Consider the following 15,232-nt stretch of genomic DNA (forward strand, 5'->3'; position numbering starts at 1 on the left):
CGTCTTCTAGAATTCTCGCCTTGAGGGCCGTGGGCAAAAACCATCCTCGCGGGTCTACCGACCTGTTTTGAAACATGAGGGCGCAATTTTCAATTCGTATTACACAAGCGCGTCGATATGCTCAGACAACAAGCTCACGGATACACTTCTCTCGGGTCAGGGCAAGTGGGATTCCGTCCCGTCCATACCTGCCTAGATAGACCGTCTCACGGCGTCCGTTGAGCCTGTAATCGAGCCGAAACGAGATCGCGCCACTGGGCATGACGCGAACATACATGCCGTAACGGTCCGCATTTTTGAAGATTTTCTCTTTTGGTTTCATTGCCTTAAGGGCGGAGTCCGTCAACATGCCTACTACCTTCTGAAAAGTAGCCCGTCAGTACAATTCCGAGGCGCCTTGGCAGGAAATGTCTTCTACTTTCAACGCCTTAAGGAAAAAATACCATCATGGGCCTCGTTGTTCGTGACTTGCCCCCGAGTACCGTTGCCGCAACCTAGGGCATTTTTTTCGTTGCAGGGTCCAATTGGTGAGCCCGGAGGAAACGTCGTCTTTGCAACAAAACAATCAGTGGATCTTCAAACTTTCGGACGCCTGCCCTGGTGGTGAAATGGCCGAAATCTGAGATTCAGTCTGAAGAGTCGAGTGTCAGCTTTTGGCCAGAAGCTGCCGTTGGCAAATGTCAGGTCCCGCCCCCAATGGCGACTTCTCGCACCTGCTCCACCTTGGTCATCTTGCCTTCGAGAAGACGATCGTCGACTACCGTCAGACCGGATCCTCGAGCGTGCCTCGCGACAGCATACTAAAAAACCAGCGCGATGCGAATGGATTGCCGTCGAAAGCGTCTGCCGGCACAGCAGAGATGCTTATGCTCCTGCTCGTCTAGCCGCCCATCCAAGGCATTTCGATCGCCCCGAGCGATACAACGATCCCGAGGGCCACTAGCGCAACGCCCAAACTACCTTCGAAGCGGCGGCCACGGGGCAGCAGCTTCTCGACGAAGACGGCCAGCGTCAAAAGCAGCATCCAGGCGACGCTCATGACGCCGGCCGCGACCAGCACGGCGAACAGCGCCCAGCAGCAGCCGAAGCAATACAGCCCGTGGCGCAGCCCCATCTTGACCGCGCCAACCCACCCGTCCCGCCAGTGCTGCGCAACGAAGCGAGCGGCGAACGACAATGGCTGAGGCAAATGTGCTTGAGGGTTGTGAATTGGTAGAGTCCGGCGACACCGAGCGTGACACCGAGCGCGAGCGGCGCCCATTTCGAACGCTGAGGCGGATCGAGGCTCGTCGCAAACTCGCTGCCGAACTGGACCAGGATATACACAACAAGGCCCGCCATCGCCCAGACGAGCATGTAGCCCGCGACGAAGATCCATGTCGGGACGGCCACCTGCTGTCCGCGCCTAGCCTGCGCCGCCGCGAACATAAAGATCATGGGCGCAGCAGCAGGCAGCATCATAGCCGCCATCATCACAGTCCATACAGCGAGAAAGGTGGCGACGCCGGCGAGTGACCAGCCGTCGGCCGCAATTCCGACCATCGCCATGCCGGACATGCCTTCCATACCCTCCATCCCGCCGCGCACCGCAATGCCCATGGGCATATCCATGCTGAAGGTCTGGTAGAAGGTGAGCGCCCACGCCGCTGCTGTCAGAACGACGAGCGATGCGAGAAGGCCGAGCGGCGTGCCACGCAGATTCCGGGTGAACCGCCGCGATTTCCTGAGGAACGCGTCAGCCATTGTCATGCCCTAGTTCGGGCCGGTCCAGTCGAACGGAATATGCTTGCTCGAGCGGGCCGTGCCAGTCCAGTCGAGCCCGAAGCCTTTGGTGCTCACCTCGACGGAACGCCCCCAGGTGACAACCTGGCCCGGGCCGACCTCCGAGCCGGGCGGGTTGATCGTCTGCACCCGTTTGCCGGGTGGTGTGGTGGGACCGGAAAGCGCTTCCGCGCGCCCAACGACGAGGCCAGGAATATCGACCCGCCAGGTGGCCAGGTCGCCCGCCACCTCGAAGGTGATCGGAACGAACTCCATGCCACGCATCTCGCCGACATTGGCGGCAAAGCCCGCCGGCCAGCCGCCGGCGTGGCCGCCGAAGATCACCTGCAGGGCTTCGCGCTGCGGCTCATTCGCCTTCTCGTCGAGATACATGCCCATCACGGCCCTTGCCTCGCCGGCCCATAGATTGCCTTCGAACTCGCCGAGCGCCACCAGCGTCAGGCCGTCGAGCTTCACGTCGCCATACTGACCCTCGCGCACATGCCAGGCGAGCACGCCCTGGCAGTGATTCCCGGTTGGCGGCTGGGCGAACTCGCAAGGGCAAGGGATGTCGCAGCTGCAGATGTCGAACCAGTCGCCTGCGAGCCGCCATTGAGGCACTGCATTCATGGCCCTTCCTCACCAAAATTTAGGAGCCATTTATTAGGAGCCATTTATACGTCTAAGGCTGAGCGCACTCCAGTAGTTCGTGCGTCGCTCGCTGATCTTGATGGACGGGTCCCACATTGGTGGTCGAGCAGTGCACACCAAGCCTGCAGGGGCCACTTCAGGTCCAGGTATCGACGACGACCGTTCCGGAGACAGGATCGGTGACGCCGCTTGTCCGGAGAGGAATCGTTCCGCGAGTCATATGGCAGGCTACGCCTGCCAACCGGACTTTGCCTGCTTGGGCTTCGACAAAACACACATTACGGGCGTCGAAGACCCAGCATCAGGGTCGTCAACGTTGCGCTTGCGCATGCCACCGCTAAGAGCGCGACCACGCCACCGGAGTTGGACTTTTTCTCTGCACGAAATGGAACGAGGCGTTGGGCAGGGGAAGCACTATGAACCAGTGCATTCAGATCGGACCTGCTGCCATTTCGAACGCAATAGGCGCGGGTGAATTCGGCGCCGAGAAGGAAGATCTCCGATGAGTAGTACACCCACAGGAGTATGACGAGCAGTCCACCGGCGGCCCCATATGACGACGCGATCGCACTGGTGCCGATATACCAGCCGATAAGTGATTTTCCCAGGGTGAACAGTGCAGCGGTCGCCACAGCACCGATCCCTACGTCGCGCCATTCGAGGGTTCGATCTGGCAAAACTTTGTAGATTGCCGCGAACATAACAGAGATCAGGACAAACGAGACGACCACGTTGATCATGCCGAGGACGATTGTGCCAAACGGCAGGTGAGCGTTGATGATGTTTCCCAGTGCCGCGATCGCCGCGCTCGCAACGAGAGACACGAGCAACATGAAACCCAGCGCAGCGACCAGACCCAGACTTGCTGCACGGGCCCGGACTAGACGCGACAACGAACTCCCCCGAGGCTCGACCTTCCAAATCGAATTCAGCGATTGCTGCATTTCGCCAAAGACGCCCGATGCGGCCACCAACAACGCCACTATTCCGATGACCGCGGCCCAGGTTCCGGACAACTTGCTCGAGGCGCTCTCCAGCGCGGTCTGAAGAAGATCTGCGCTTTCTGGCCCCATCAGCCCCGAGATTTGCGCAGACAAAGCCAATTGGGCTGCATCGTGACCGAAGACGAGGCCTGCAATAGCGACCACAATTAGCAGGATTGGGGCTAGCGACGTGGTGGCGTAAAAAGCCATTGCCGCGCCATGGCTAAGAGCATTGTCGTTGACGAACCCGACTACGCTTTCTCTCACCAAGTCCCATACATTTGTGATCGAGGGTCGCATTTTGAGTCCGTAGGCAGATGGCGTCCATCAGCAATGCGCCAGAACTTTGGATGTTCCGATTTTGCCGCGCCCGCGGGTTCAGGAATATTGTAGAGAAACGTCTTCCGTGGGTCTGAGGCTCGAAGGGCTGAGCACTCACCCGATTTCGAACCTGAGCGCTCGGCATTGACGGTGGAACCAGCGGGCGCAACACCGGCGCGTGGTTTGCTACACGCCGCCCACCATCAATCAGTGAGTGGGCGGATCGCCGGTACCCTCAGAGCGACCGAAATGATCGCTAACCGCCGCCATTATCGCCAGGAACGCGGCAGTGTATCTCGCGAAACCGAACGCCTGGGCCGCCACAAGCTTTGCGCCATGCAAATGCTGACTGACAAATTCGGAGGCCACTTCCTGGACTTCGCCCGACGCTTTGCCAAACAGCTGACGTTCTGTTGGGGTTGGATCAAACGACCGGCCAATCACATGGCCAATCAACAGCCCTCCAACTGATCCGGCGAGCACTTTGGTCCGAGCCGCGTTGGTGACAGCCTGACGCGGGGGTTGCACTCTCGGATTGGTCGCACCGCTGGGGCCCTTCCCTCCCACATGTGTTTCGCTCGCCCAAGGGAATCCATTGGGGTTCGTTGGCGCTGTACGGCCGTCCGCACTTCTTCTGCCGGCATCAAATAGCGCCACCGCGCCAAGTGCTACCACAGCAGCTGTGCCGCCGTTTTCCTTGATGGCATCTGAGACGCCACCCACGACCCCGGCAACCTTGTCCTTGCCATACCGCGTGGTCACGTCGACCAAATACCCGGGCTGCAGGCGGCGGCTTATTTCACTGACAGGCCCGAACAGGGCCTGACGTTCGCCCCGGCTCTGAGCCATTATCTCGCGGAGATCATCGTTGCGTGGTGCCATAGCGTATCCCCTGCTTCAATGCAGCGAGATCGCTGCGCACCTGGTTTACGGTCTGGATGGGAGTGATAGTCCATCCGACCAGCGCCCGCTTCGCCAGGTAAAGGGAAAGCAAGCCTCCGCCAAACAGGACCACGCCAACAATCAGGCAGGCCAATATGGCGCTGATGCCAAGATAGATCATCACCAGGATCAGGAATTGGACCATTGCGAACGATGCCAGAACAAACAGGGCAACGGCCGCCATCCCGCATGCGCCGGACGAGACGATTGTCGAAGTCTTGCTCTTCATTTCCGCCTTAAGCATGCGCACATCCAAGCGCATCAACGAGGCGAATTTTTCGAGCGCCTCGTTGACGATGCTGCCGAAGGGCCGGCGATCGATACCATCATCCATCTAAGCAAGCCTCTCTCAGGAACGATCCGAGCTGCGCATGATGCGAGTGAGCATCACGCCGGCGAGGATCCCGACCCCAAAGAACGCCGCTGGTTGGCGCTGCGCGAATTTCGTAACGGAGTCGAGCAGTTCACCGACGTTGCGATCTCTGACGTCGGTGGAGATCCGTTCCACACCTTCGGCCGCACTGCGCACCATGCTCGCCACCTGAGGCGATTGTTTTTCGATCCCGTCAGCGGCCTCCTTGACGGAGTGCGCGATGTTGGCAATCGCATCGGCGCCGGCGGTCTTGTTCGTCTCGACCGCTTCCTTGAACGCACCCGCAGCATCGGCAGCAACTGAGCCGGCATAATCCTTGGCATCGGTCGATACCGAGGCCGCAGCGCTTTTGAAGTGAGTCGCGGTCTCGGCCGCGCTTGTCTTCAATTTGCCGAGCGCTTCCTTGCTTTTGCCGGCACGCGTGGCGGCGGCCGGCCATTCATTCTCGTTGGTTGGCACCGATCCGGTGAAGTCGTTTGTGTCTGACGTGTTCACGATATTTCACTCCTGTTGTTTGGAGTTGAACTTCGCCATTCGCGTACGGTTCCTGCCTTCGCAGAATATTCCTGTTTGTGCCTGCCCTCCTGGGAAGCCGGCACCTAGACAGCGTCGCCCCTGCCCGTTCGAAGGCCTCGCCCCTTCGCAGTCAGGGAGGCGCACTGGCCGGTCTATTCTTGAGCTGCAGCCCGTCGATCTCATCCGGGATTCAGCAATCGGCTGCCGAGTAATGGTTGCGGCGATGTTGCGGCGAACGGCGTCAGAGGCGGGCCAAACGTTTTTGCACTAATCGTCCGCGTCTGTCGGAACTGACATGCTCAACGGTCGTTTGTCCCCTTTCGCCAACCGAAAGGAACGCCTATGCCAACCGCCGCCGAACTCAAAACCAAATTCTGGGCATCCTTGAAGTCCGATATGACGATGATAATCGGACTCGATAACTCCAAGGTCATTCCTCGTCCGATGACGGCACAGACACAGACTGAGGGAAGTGGTCCGATCTGGTTCTTTACGGCGAAAGATACCGAGCTCGTTCAGGGTCTGGCTGGTGGCGGCAAAGCGACCGCGACCTTCACGTCCAAGGGTCACGATCTGTTCGCCACAGTGCAGGGGACCCTGAGGCTGGACAACGACCGCGCGACGATCGATCGGCTTTGGAATCGCTTTGTGGCCGCATGGTTTGAGGGCGGTAAAGAGGATCCTAGGTTGGCCCTTTTGCGGTTCGATCCGCACGAAGCAGAGATTTGGCTGGACGGGTCGAGCGTAATGGCAGGGATCAAGATGTTGCTCGGGTTCGATCCCAAAGACGAGTACAAGGACAACGTTGCCAAAGTCGAGCTTTGACTCTGACGACCGCGCTGTGGGCGCCTAGCCCGATCGTTGCGGGGCGCGTTGACATCGGCCTGACACCGCAGGCGCCGAGGCTCGCTTTGCTGCCTAAAGCTGGGACTCGATGGGAAGGTGGCGGACCAAAGCGGCAAGGATACGGCGAAAAAAACCTGCTTCGGGTTCGTGAGTATAATGTTGGAATCTGCCTTCGTCGCACCCGTGCCAGTGGAGCGCATTGTTTTTCAGTTCGAGCCGATAGCTCGCTTCCGGTGATATCTCTGCGTGAAACCGATGCCGCAGTTCAGCGACCAATTTCTCGTCCTCAAAAAGCACTCCCATTTCCGAGTTCAAAGACACAGACCGCGGATCGAAATTGAAGGAGCCGACGAAACCCGTCTTGTCGTCGACGCTGAAAGCCTTTGTGTGCAGACTGGCGCCCTTGGAACCAAATACCGAGATCGCCGGCTGCCGGCTGAAGGGCTGAAGCTCAAAAAGTTTGACGCCATTCCGCAGCAATCGCTTGCGATAGTTTGCATAGGCCCCGTGAACTGCAGCGACATCCGTGGCTGCCAGGGAGTTGGTCAGAACCACGACCTCCACCCCGTTGCTGACAAGGTCGGACAAGATCGCAGAACCCCTTTTGCCTGGAATGAAATAGGGAGACGCAATTTCCAGACAATTGCGCGCCGACTGAATGATGGGAAGCAACTCCTTCAACAGCCAACTGCGCCGTCTCCAACCGCGCACCTTCTCCGGCGGGTCGGAAATTACGCGAACACGTTCCACCCAATGGACGTCGTTGCTGGCCGCGATAAACTCCGCGATGGTCCCATGGTAACCGATCCCGTCTAAAAGCTTTGACTCGGTCTCAGCATCGCTTCCTTCAAATAAATGGGCATGCGTAGTCGCAGCGGCTGGACCGAGCGCGCCAATTTCTTTTGCGTCCTGGCACGCCCAGAAGGTCTCAAAAATCTGGGCGGTTTGCTGCACGGCGGGACCGAGGAGCAGCACGTCGAGGTCGCGGAAGTTGGTTTCTGCTGCATCAAAATAGGCATCGCCGACGTTGCGCCCGCCGACGATGGCGATGTTGTCGTCGGCGATCCACGCCTTGTTGTGCATCCTGCGGGTCAATGCAAAAAGCCGAAGGAGAACTTCCATAGTGCGCACAATGCCGCGTGCTCTGACGCCGCTCGGGTTAAACAACTTCAGCTCGATGTTTGGATGGCTGCTCAGCTCCAGATATGCAGAATCGCTTTTGCGCGGATTGACATCGTCAAGCAGCATCCGCACGCGCACGCCCCGCTCAGCGGCCCGGAAAACTTCCTGCAAAAGCAAGCGGCCGGTGTGGTCGTCATGCCAGAGGTAGTACATCAGATCGAGAGTGCGAATTGCGCTTCTCGCCGCAAGAACGCGCGCGGCGAAGGCATCACAATTGTCTGAAATGAGCAGCAGGCCGTTCTTACCCGCTTTGATATTGTCCTGCGTTGTTCGGGCGATGCAGACGTCCATGAATTGGCTACCTTTTGACGGTGAAGCCGCCCCTGCTCAAATCATAGCAAGAACCTTTCAGGGGTAATCTGGTTGCATGACAGGCTGTCTAATTCCTGGAGGTCCGACGCGTGACGTTGCTGGCGGCGATCAAACGCACTTCTGTGCTTGGCCCGGCGTCTCTAACCCCAAGAGTCTGCCTGCGTTTTCCCAGGATCTGCCCGCCGCTCCATTCACGGCAGCGGCGGGCCGTCCCTAGGGATAGCGGGACTTGCTGGGGTGTTGGTTTGCCCCTGCTGACTTTAGAACCATTAGCTGTCTCTAAAGTTCCATTGTATCGCCTGCCGGGTATGCAGCGTTCCTCAACACCTTGTCGCTGAACATGAAACTGCCCGCCTCGGTTTGTTTTGCCCCACCCCGAGACGGGCTGTGGAAGCTGTAGAGGCAACTTCCGCACCTTGGCCACGGGGAGTAAACCAAGGCACAGTCAGAACTTCACCGCGATAAGAATGTTCCGGGCATATATTAGCAATCTCTGACAGCCAAGCCCGCCGCTTCAGAGCCCTATCCGTGGCGTGGAAGATCAATATCGGGACAAGGTGGCGATCCGGGTAAGCGCATCGAGGGTTGTGCCACCCTGCCCATCCCGACAGCCAGTTCCCCTATTCGTTCGTCGATCCGAAAACGAAGCCGGGTGACAGAATGGTTCCCGCCGAAATCCATGGCCGCCGCCAAGCGACATATCAAGCCCAGCTTGAGAGAACCGTCTCCATGTCGACCGTCTCCACCTGCTGTGCGAAGCGTTGGTGAATAGACCGTCAGCAGTGCATCATGCGTTGCGTCGGACGAGCTGCACAATGCATCGGTGACGAGAACCACGCGATACCCGAAATCGATCGCCCCGAGAACCGTGGCCAGAACACACACGTCGGTTTCGCCGCCGGTGATGATCAGCGTGTCGACCTCGTTTTCCATCAGAAAGGCTCTGAGGCGACCTTCGAGCCAAGGCGAGTAGATATGCTTGTCGATTGTCGCGGCCGGCGGACAGTAGCCGGCGAGTGTCGGCAACAGTTCGACCATTTCGGGACCGATGTTTTCGATCGTCATGGAGGCCCAGCGCTCATAATAGCGTTTCCATGTTCCCATGCCTTGCCCCGCCTTGCGGGCAGGAAGGAAGCGCGTGAAAATCGTCTGCGGCGCGCGCTTTTCGACAAGCCGCTCTATCTGGGGAAGGACGACGCTGATCCAGGGCGTCGCCCATTGTGATGGCTCGGCAAACAGCCGCTGCATGTCCACACAGATATGCATGCATCGATTGCCCAGCGGACCATACTCCAGACCGTGCATGGACATCGGTTCCTCCCGACCGGGCTTGGTGCGCCGTTTCGGGTGGAACTTCAGCACCCGAAGAATGTTCCGCGCCAATGGAGATGCCAGCCGCCTGCACATGGAACGGAGTCTAGTTCACCGGCTTATTAGCTAGTTAGAACATAACGAGATACTGAAGGAAGGGTGCGAAGCGCCCATGAAAAAGGATGATAGGCCTGTCCGCATTTCGGTAGTGGATTTTGGCGGTCAGTGGATCGTCCAAATCATTGAGCACGGAAAACTCATCAAGCGTGAATTCGAGCTCGAACAAGATGCTAAGGATTTTGCAGCTGGCCAGCGGCTACGCTTACTTGATCCGCCTCAAACATTAAGGGCCCCGTCTAGAACTCGCCGGCGCAAACTCTGACATTGGAATCGTTCGCTCTCGCCGTTGGGGAGGCCAGCGAGTGCACCTGCAGTTCGAAAAGGTTGTGCGGCTGTAAGCGCCCACTGTACGAAATTTTGCCAGCCGGGAACGTCACTGAACGAGCGCGTTATTTTGGTTCAGCGACCGAAACTTTCGCCCAACCTCGTCCGGTCGACTGTGAGGTCCGCTGCTTTGCAATGATGGCGGGCCTGAGGGTTCGCGTTATGGGCCAGCGTTTCAATCGCATCTGTCTTAGCACTCACGATATGGCTATTTGCCAACGCGTGTTCGATCAGGTTTGCGCAGACGAACACCTCGACCCTTTAAGTCGAGAAGCTCAAATAATAGCGTCGATGGTTGTTGGGATTTTTCGAAACGCTCATACCAATGAACGGCAACAGCTTGAGGCCGTCAGGTCTCGTCGTCCTTCAAGGATTGCAGAAAGGGTCCGCTAGCTTTCTTTCCTGAAATCTTGCAGCGAGGCGTGCCGAAGCTTTGGCTCGCGGCCGTCAAGCCGCCCAGTTGTATGGGGCTTCGTTCGAGCCATCTAGCGATATGTGCGGGGGAAGCTTGCTTTTGTTACCGGAAGCGACTTGGTTTTGGCGGCAGCCAAGCTTTTCTCTCTTGCCCTCTCTCGTTCCAACAAGCTGATGTACTCCGTATCAAAGGCCTCACTGTTCTTCCGCTCCTTTCTCCGGAGATAGAAATACGGCAGCGCAAATGCCAAAATCATGCTTATGCAGATCGCACCTGCCATGTGACTGCCGCCGCCAAGCCAACAACAAACAGCAACCACGCTGCCGGCTATCGCCGCCTCCGCCGCACTTGCCCAGAAAGGATTAAATCTGGGCGGCGGCGCAACCGAGTCTGCCCGTCGCCTGGCCTCGAAGCTAATGCGTGCAGCATCCAATCTGACAATTCCCGATATCGACGCTGAAATGGCCGGTGCGATCGGATGCTTGGGTGAAGCTCGCCGCACCGGCCACTCGGCGGGAAAAACCCCCGCGCTGATAAGCCTATATATTATATTAGCAATCATGCAATTAAGACTGAAGTCCTTGGTTGCCGGCCCTAAAGCGCGCTTTCGCGGTATGCGGACTTCGCGCGGAAAGCGACCTGCCTTGTCTGACGCCGGTCGGCGCTCCACCTTTTGCTGCTTCCATCGTTCATAAGGATAAGTGCCCCTTATATTAGCAGAAGCATATATATATTCGCCAGCCGGCGCCGCTCTCAACCCGCCCCGCCGGTCAGGCCCAGCGCTTAGTTGCCGGTCACCCCTGGCAATAATGGCTGCTGGGCCGCCCCGCCCCGCGCGTCCTGGTGCTTTGTCGCCGAGCCGGAATCGGGTGGAAATACTCAAGAGCGCCGCTGCTGGGTTCGATTCCTTTTCAGCCTGACCGGTAGGGATCGCGCTTTGTCACCAGCCGCACTGTGGTGTTGTTGCGTTGAACTCGTCGACTCCGGGATCACCGCCCGAAACAGAAGGGCGAAACGATAGACCCTTGGGGGAACGGGTCGGTAGAGCGCGCGCCTAAGTGCGTCCGCAGTGCGCTGACCAAGTTCAAGCATGACGTTGTCGTATGTGTCGGAAATCCGGCAATTGGGGCAAGTTAAGAGGTCGGATCCTTGCGGATCACGGAGGCCGCTGAGGGGCACTTTGCATCGATTGCAGCCGATCTTAGGAGCACTTTCGACCATATAGAGGGGAATCCCGCTGTTCTAATGAAACAGAGCAATTACGGTGCCAAGCGCAATTGATCCGTTGCGGGACATCTAAACTCGCTAACGATGCCGCGTGGTGCGCCTAACGCTCGCGCCACGGATGGCGCATCTTGCGTGCCGCTGGCGGCACGAGCTATCGTTTTCTGGTTAGGAAGCGTGCTTCCCGCATAAGTGAAGGCCAATCGTATCCCAAAACGGCGATAAGATCGCGAGCTTGCTGTTCGGTGATATGCGCCTCTTTAATCAGGCGCCTGACCACGGGGTTGTCGGGCACACTGGGTGTTCTGTCCTGTTCGTCAGCCATAGGAGAAACTCCTTGACTGTCTAACTCCACCGTCCGGCGCTTGTTCCCTGAATTACCTTTGTTCGAAAGTCGCTTCCGGTCGCGGTCGCGGTACCTATGCAAACCTTCGCAGTCGGGGATGACAATGAAAAACACCGGCCGGCGATCCCGGCCTGCGGCCTTGCAATACCGGCAAACGATGTGGAGTTTGCCATGCCTAATCCCGCTTCGTACGGACTTTGACGCGGCCAATGTGAGGGGCAGCGGGACGCGCACGGAACCGGCTCGGATCGGCGGCGTGACGCTTCAGATTTGTGCGGAACCGGGTATTGAAGTTCAACGTGGACGGCCCGCCGCAAGGCGCCGGCGCGCAGCTCGGGGGTAAGTAAAACTGTCACCGAAATACGTGCGTCACCGAAATGCGGGCCGTCATAGGAAGGCGCCAGGTGCGCCCAGAAGGCTTCGTGCGCCTTCGTGGAAGTCGTTTGATGGGGGGGCTTTCAGTCGGAACCGGCGCAGCACTGGCTCTTCCGCTGCTTCCAATCTGAAATTGCCGCTTTCCAGCAGGCCGGCGATCCACTCGAGGAACTTGCCGAGGGATTCCGCAAGCACTGCCTTCACATCTTCGTCGCGCCCAAAGAGGATGACCTGGCCGACGCGACCGCTGGGCCAGGGATCGAAATCGAGACCGATATGATTGCCTGAGCCATCATGGGTCAGCGGTATCCAGCGCGGATTGAGATAGGCCGGGTCAACCGCGTGTTCAGGCCACGCCCCCCCGGGAATTTCATAGCGATTGCCGCCGAAACCGGCGAGCACATCGACCCAGGCTTTCCATTCCGCCCCTGCCTGATGCAGCGGCAGCAGCGGAAGTCCATAGATATGGCCCCAACGGTCGTCGTTTTCGCCGTCGTGCCATCGGTATAGGTCGCGATAGGCGCGCGGCATCTTCAGGCCGATCAGGCGCTCGAACGCATCCAGTTGCGCGTCCGTGGCCGGCGGATTGAACACATATTTGTCTGGCGGCAGATGGGCAGCATACCAGGCATCGAGGCGCGCAAGCACCGGCGCGATATCTTCCTCCAGCAACGGCTTGGCCTGTCCCGGCGGCCGTATGGGATGGCTGGCTTCGGCCATGGGGGATTTTGTCCTGATTTGCCGCATTGCGCACATGGTAGGAAGCAGCCCCGCAAGGCTCAGGGCTCCGAAGATAGACGCACCGATCAGCACATTGCGCCTGCTCCGATCCATCACGGACATTCCGGCGCGATTGATCGGCGCCGCCACACAAGCCCAGAAGGCATCGCAAGTCTCGGCCCGGATTCGTTTGCCACCATTCAGAAGAAATCCGAGTCTGGCTGGTAACGGTTGTTCATGATTACCTTCATAGCAGACACCTATACCAGAGATCACCAATAGCGACTCATAGCCCCTTCCTTGATTTGGTATAAGCAGTTAGCGCAACCCGGTCTGGGTACGAGATATCGACCAAATCACTCCGTGCTGGCGGTGCTGATCCTGGTCGGCATTTATCTGACTATGCAAGCGGACGCGCCCGACTGGGCATCGCGGCTTTGAGCCTACCCAGCCGAGGACCAAAGTCTTGCGGGCCACACGCAACGGTCTGACGTAACCGTTTTGGTTCTGTTCTTGTCTGTTGGACGTTCCATATTTTGTCCGCTCACTGAAGTCCGACAGGCCGGCATCGTTTAGCACGATGATCTCGCCGTCGACGATGGCGCTTTCGGCGCCAAGCTTTTGGCCTCGCTAGATCGCGATACTTGGCCGAATTCGACCTCGTGAATGCAGTGGTCACCCTCGGGAGGCTTCTCCACCAAGGTCGGCATCAAAGGCGGGAAGAACTTCAAACGCATGAACTGACTCGCAAGCCCGCGGTTGAATTAGCATTCGCCAAAATGGTTCCGGAACCTTTTTCGGCAGTAGCTGTTCCAACGACATGACGAAGCCATCCAACGTTGGACCGCCTATTCCTGGTAAGCGTCACGACGCCGACGATTCCGACGAACAGGACAATTTCTATTCCTGTCCAATTTGCGGCCAAATGGTCGACATGCGCGAACTGCGACAGGTCATTTGGCACGAACGGCCGAAGCACAAGCCGTTCATCGTGCTCGTTGATTAGACGCAGCGCTTCAGGAAACGAGCCCGCATTACCCAAGTCCGAAAAAAGCCGCCACCACCTTTCGGCGGCCGGCCCACGGAGTAACGGACGCACGCCATAACGAAATGGCGCTTCTAAGCACGCCACTTCGCGATACAGCGTTGGCTGCGGCCTAGTTCGCGCCGCCGAGGTGCTTGGTCATTTTGCAAAAATTGTCGTGCTGTTTGGCAATGGCTTCGTCGCCGCATTCCTTCATCATCGCCGGGAAGTCGTCTCCCATCCAATGTGTCGTTGTGGGCCAGCCAAAGAGCTTCTCAGCTAACGCATCAACCCGGCTGAGCGCAGAGCGTCCTCAATCACCTTGGCAATGCCTGCGGCCGAACCGCTTCGAGGCTGTGGCTCCTCAGCAGCACCGGCGCGAACTGCTCGCGGATGTTCCGCGGGTGTATAAGTTCTCACTGCTTTGCCCGTCTGCCTTCCCGGAGCCTCTTCCGTTTTGGCTTCACTTCGGTTTGTCAGCCCCCAGAAGCCCGCAATCTGGCGTGTTGACGATATGCCGACGTCCAGCATGAATGGCGCAGCAACGCCCAACCCATCCGCACCGACCGTCTGCAACGGGGTGCCATGGCCCATGCCGGCAATGGTGCATTTCTCGATCAACTCGTTGCCGTCTGCATCGCACCACACCTGCCGTATCCGTCGATCGACGGTCTCTTTCCGGTTGGGGCCGGCGCCCACGCCGTGAACCCCTTGCCATTGGGCGAGAATGGAGTCCGCGTTGGACGACACCACCGTGGTGTCGGCCGCGCCTTGCCAGATTGAAATCTTCGGCCAAGCCCCGGTGTGCGAGGAGGCTTCCGCCAGGCGCCTTTGAAGTTCAGCCTTCGATGGGCTCCCATGGCCACGCATGCGATCGAAGGCTTCCGGGATTGTCGACGCGCTGCCGTAGGCCAGTCCCGCAATGATAGCGCCGCCCGCGAACACTTCAGGGTAGGTTGCCAACATTGCGTTTGCCATTGCTCCACCGGCAGAGAGCCCGGTAATGAAAATGCGCCGGCGGTCGAGCCGATGTTCCACTACCATAGTTTCGATCATCTGGCGGATGGAGAGCACTTCGCCGCGACCGCGGGTGACATCTTCGGGCACGAACCAGTTGAAGCAGAGATTGGGATTGTTCACGCGCCGCTGCTCCGGGAACAGGACTGCAAACCCTTGCTCGGTCGCCAGCTGCGACCACCCGGACCCATAATCGTAGCCCGCCGCGGTCTGCGTGCAGCCGTGCAGGACGATGACCAGTGCGGCCCCTTTCGGTAGATTCTCGGGAATATAGAAGCGTGCCTGCAAGGCGCCGGGGTTAGACCCAAACTCTGCCATGTCCGAGAGATGATCGCTATGACGGTGCGTAGATAGACCGGGCCGGCTCCGCATCGCGGCCAGACGAGCGATGGTATCTGAGATGTTTCGCAAATCGGTATCCTCGCTGAGCGTCTCAAAAAATGGTCCCTGAAAGATCGTTGCTGCAGTG

14 protein-coding genes and 2 pseudogenes are annotated in these 15,232 nt (G+C 58.5%); 2 read left to right on the top strand and 14 right to left on the bottom strand.

Annotation, left to right across the window (positions count from 1 at the left end; translation table 11 throughout):
- Positions 1-139: 139 nt before the first annotated feature.
- The 8 genes and pseudogenes from AC1RZR_RS30910 to AC1RZR_RS30945 form a co-directional block, all read right to left on the bottom strand.
- Positions 140-349, bottom strand: a pseudogene (locus AC1RZR_RS30910) (Arm DNA-binding domain-containing protein); the annotation flags it as partial.
- 531 nt (positions 350-880) lie between these two features.
- Entirely contained in the window at positions 881-1,039 is a 159-nt protein-coding gene (locus AC1RZR_RS30915; protein WP_481826987.1) for a copper chaperone, read from the bottom strand.
- Entirely contained in the window at positions 1,036-1,743 is a 708-nt protein-coding gene (locus AC1RZR_RS30920; RefSeq protein ID WP_481826988.1) for a copper chaperone, read from the bottom strand. Before AC1RZR_RS30920 ends, AC1RZR_RS30915 begins: the two co-directional genes overlap by 4 nt.
- 9 nt (positions 1,744-1,752) lie before the next feature.
- Positions 1,753-2,391 carry a DUF1326 domain-containing protein gene (locus AC1RZR_RS30925; RefSeq protein ID WP_481826989.1) on the bottom strand — a complete coding sequence of 213 codons (639 nt, stop codon included), beginning with the start codon at positions 2,389-2,391 and terminating at the stop codon, positions 1,753-1,755.
- A gap of 299 nt (positions 2,392-2,690) precedes the next feature.
- Positions 2,691-3,695: a YihY/virulence factor BrkB family protein gene (locus tag AC1RZR_RS30930; protein WP_481826990.1), complete on the bottom strand. Its 1,005-nt coding sequence runs from the start codon at positions 3,693-3,695 to the stop codon at positions 2,691-2,693.
- Between the two features lie 228 nt (positions 3,696-3,923).
- Positions 3,924-4,598 carry a hypothetical protein gene (locus AC1RZR_RS30935; protein ID WP_481826991.1) on the bottom strand — a complete coding sequence of 225 codons (675 nt, stop codon included), beginning with the start codon at positions 4,596-4,598 and terminating at the stop codon, positions 3,924-3,926.
- A complete protein-coding gene (locus AC1RZR_RS30940; RefSeq protein ID WP_481826992.1) occupies positions 4,579-4,992 on the bottom strand; it encodes a phage holin family protein in 414 nt (137 codons plus the stop codon). Before AC1RZR_RS30940 ends, AC1RZR_RS30935 begins: the two co-directional genes overlap by 20 nt.
- 15 nt (positions 4,993-5,007) lie before the next feature.
- A complete protein-coding gene (locus AC1RZR_RS30945; protein WP_481826993.1) occupies positions 5,008-5,526 on the bottom strand; it encodes a hypothetical protein in 519 nt (172 codons plus the stop codon).
- A gap of 363 nt (positions 5,527-5,889) precedes the next feature.
- On the opposite strand from AC1RZR_RS30945, the gene AC1RZR_RS30950 reads away from it, so the two are divergent.
- On the top strand, positions 5,890-6,372 hold the full coding sequence (locus tag AC1RZR_RS30950) for a pyridoxamine 5'-phosphate oxidase family protein (RefSeq protein ID WP_481826994.1): 483 nt from the start codon (positions 5,890-5,892) through the stop codon (positions 6,370-6,372).
- 93 nt (positions 6,373-6,465) lie between these two features.
- On the opposite strand, the gene AC1RZR_RS30955 is transcribed toward AC1RZR_RS30950, so the two are convergent.
- Together AC1RZR_RS30955 and AC1RZR_RS30960 are read right to left on the bottom strand one after the other, a co-directional pair.
- The gene (locus AC1RZR_RS30955) at positions 6,466-7,866 is read right to left on the bottom strand and encodes a phospholipase D family protein (protein WP_481826995.1); all 1,401 of its coding nucleotides are present in this window, start codon (positions 7,864-7,866) and stop codon (positions 6,466-6,468) included.
- Positions 7,867-8,588: 722 nt separating this feature from the next.
- Positions 8,589-9,198, bottom strand: a pseudogene (locus tag AC1RZR_RS30960) (cysteine hydrolase family protein).
- Between the two features lie 172 nt (positions 9,199-9,370).
- Between AC1RZR_RS30960 and AC1RZR_RS30965 the strand changes: the two are divergent.
- The gene (locus AC1RZR_RS30965; RefSeq protein WP_481826996.1) at positions 9,371-9,580 is read left to right on the top strand and encodes a hypothetical protein; all 210 of its coding nucleotides are present in this window, start codon (positions 9,371-9,373) and stop codon (positions 9,578-9,580) included.
- Between the two features lie 547 nt (positions 9,581-10,127).
- Here the strand turns inward: AC1RZR_RS30965 and AC1RZR_RS30970 are convergent.
- The 4 genes from AC1RZR_RS30970 to AC1RZR_RS30985 form a co-directional block, all read right to left on the bottom strand.
- Complete coding sequence (locus tag AC1RZR_RS30970) at positions 10,128-10,490, bottom strand: hypothetical protein (protein WP_481826997.1); 363 nt, start codon at positions 10,488-10,490, stop codon at positions 10,128-10,130.
- 945 nt (positions 10,491-11,435) lie between these two features.
- Positions 11,436-11,606: a hypothetical protein gene (locus AC1RZR_RS30975; protein ID WP_477279341.1), complete on the bottom strand. Its 171-nt coding sequence runs from the start codon at positions 11,604-11,606 to the stop codon at positions 11,436-11,438.
- Between the two features lie 408 nt (positions 11,607-12,014).
- Positions 12,015-12,998 (bottom strand): SMI1/KNR4 family protein, encoded by a 984-nt coding sequence (locus tag AC1RZR_RS30980; protein ID WP_481829158.1) that lies wholly within the window; start codon positions 12,996-12,998, stop codon positions 12,015-12,017.
- A gap of 1,027 nt (positions 12,999-14,025) precedes the next feature.
- Positions 14,026-15,174, bottom strand: coding sequence for an extracellular catalytic domain type 1 short-chain-length polyhydroxyalkanoate depolymerase (locus tag AC1RZR_RS30985; RefSeq protein WP_481826998.1), 1,149 nt, complete (start codon positions 15,172-15,174; stop codon positions 14,026-14,028).
- Positions 15,175-15,232 lie beyond the last annotated feature (58 nt).

This window comes from Mesorhizobium bavaricum, from assembly GCF_056781655.1.

Excerpts from the sequence above, each read along its gene's own strand:
- AC1RZR_RS30965 (WP_481826996.1), top strand. The coding sequence starts at position 9,371 with ATGAAAAAGGATGATAGGCCTGTCCGCATTTCGGTAGTGGATTTTGGC.
- AC1RZR_RS30975 (WP_477279341.1), bottom strand. The coding sequence starts at position 11,606 with ATGGCTGACGAACAGGACAGAACACCCAGTGTGCCCGACAACCCCGTG.
- AC1RZR_RS30955 (WP_481826995.1), bottom strand. The coding sequence starts at position 7,866 with ATGGACGTCTGCATCGCCCGAACAACGCAGGACAATATCAAAGCGGGT.
- AC1RZR_RS30925 (WP_481826989.1), bottom strand. The coding sequence starts at position 2,391 with ATGAATGCAGTGCCTCAATGGCGGCTCGCAGGCGACTGGTTCGACATC.
- AC1RZR_RS30930 (WP_481826990.1), bottom strand. The coding sequence starts at position 3,695 with ATGCGACCCTCGATCACAAATGTATGGGACTTGGTGAGAGAAAGCGTA.
- AC1RZR_RS30935 (WP_481826991.1), bottom strand. The coding sequence starts at position 4,598 with ATGGCACCACGCAACGATGATCTCCGCGAGATAATGGCTCAGAGCCGG.
- AC1RZR_RS30950 (WP_481826994.1), top strand. The coding sequence starts at position 5,890 with ATGCCAACCGCCGCCGAACTCAAAACCAAATTCTGGGCATCCTTGAAG.
- AC1RZR_RS30940 (WP_481826992.1), bottom strand. The coding sequence starts at position 4,992 with ATGGATGATGGTATCGATCGCCGGCCCTTCGGCAGCATCGTCAACGAG.
- AC1RZR_RS30915 (WP_481826987.1), bottom strand. The coding sequence starts at position 1,039 with ATGAGCGTCGCCTGGATGCTGCTTTTGACGCTGGCCGTCTTCGTCGAG.
- AC1RZR_RS30920 (WP_481826988.1), bottom strand. The coding sequence starts at position 1,743 with ATGGCTGACGCGTTCCTCAGGAAATCGCGGCGGTTCACCCGGAATCTG.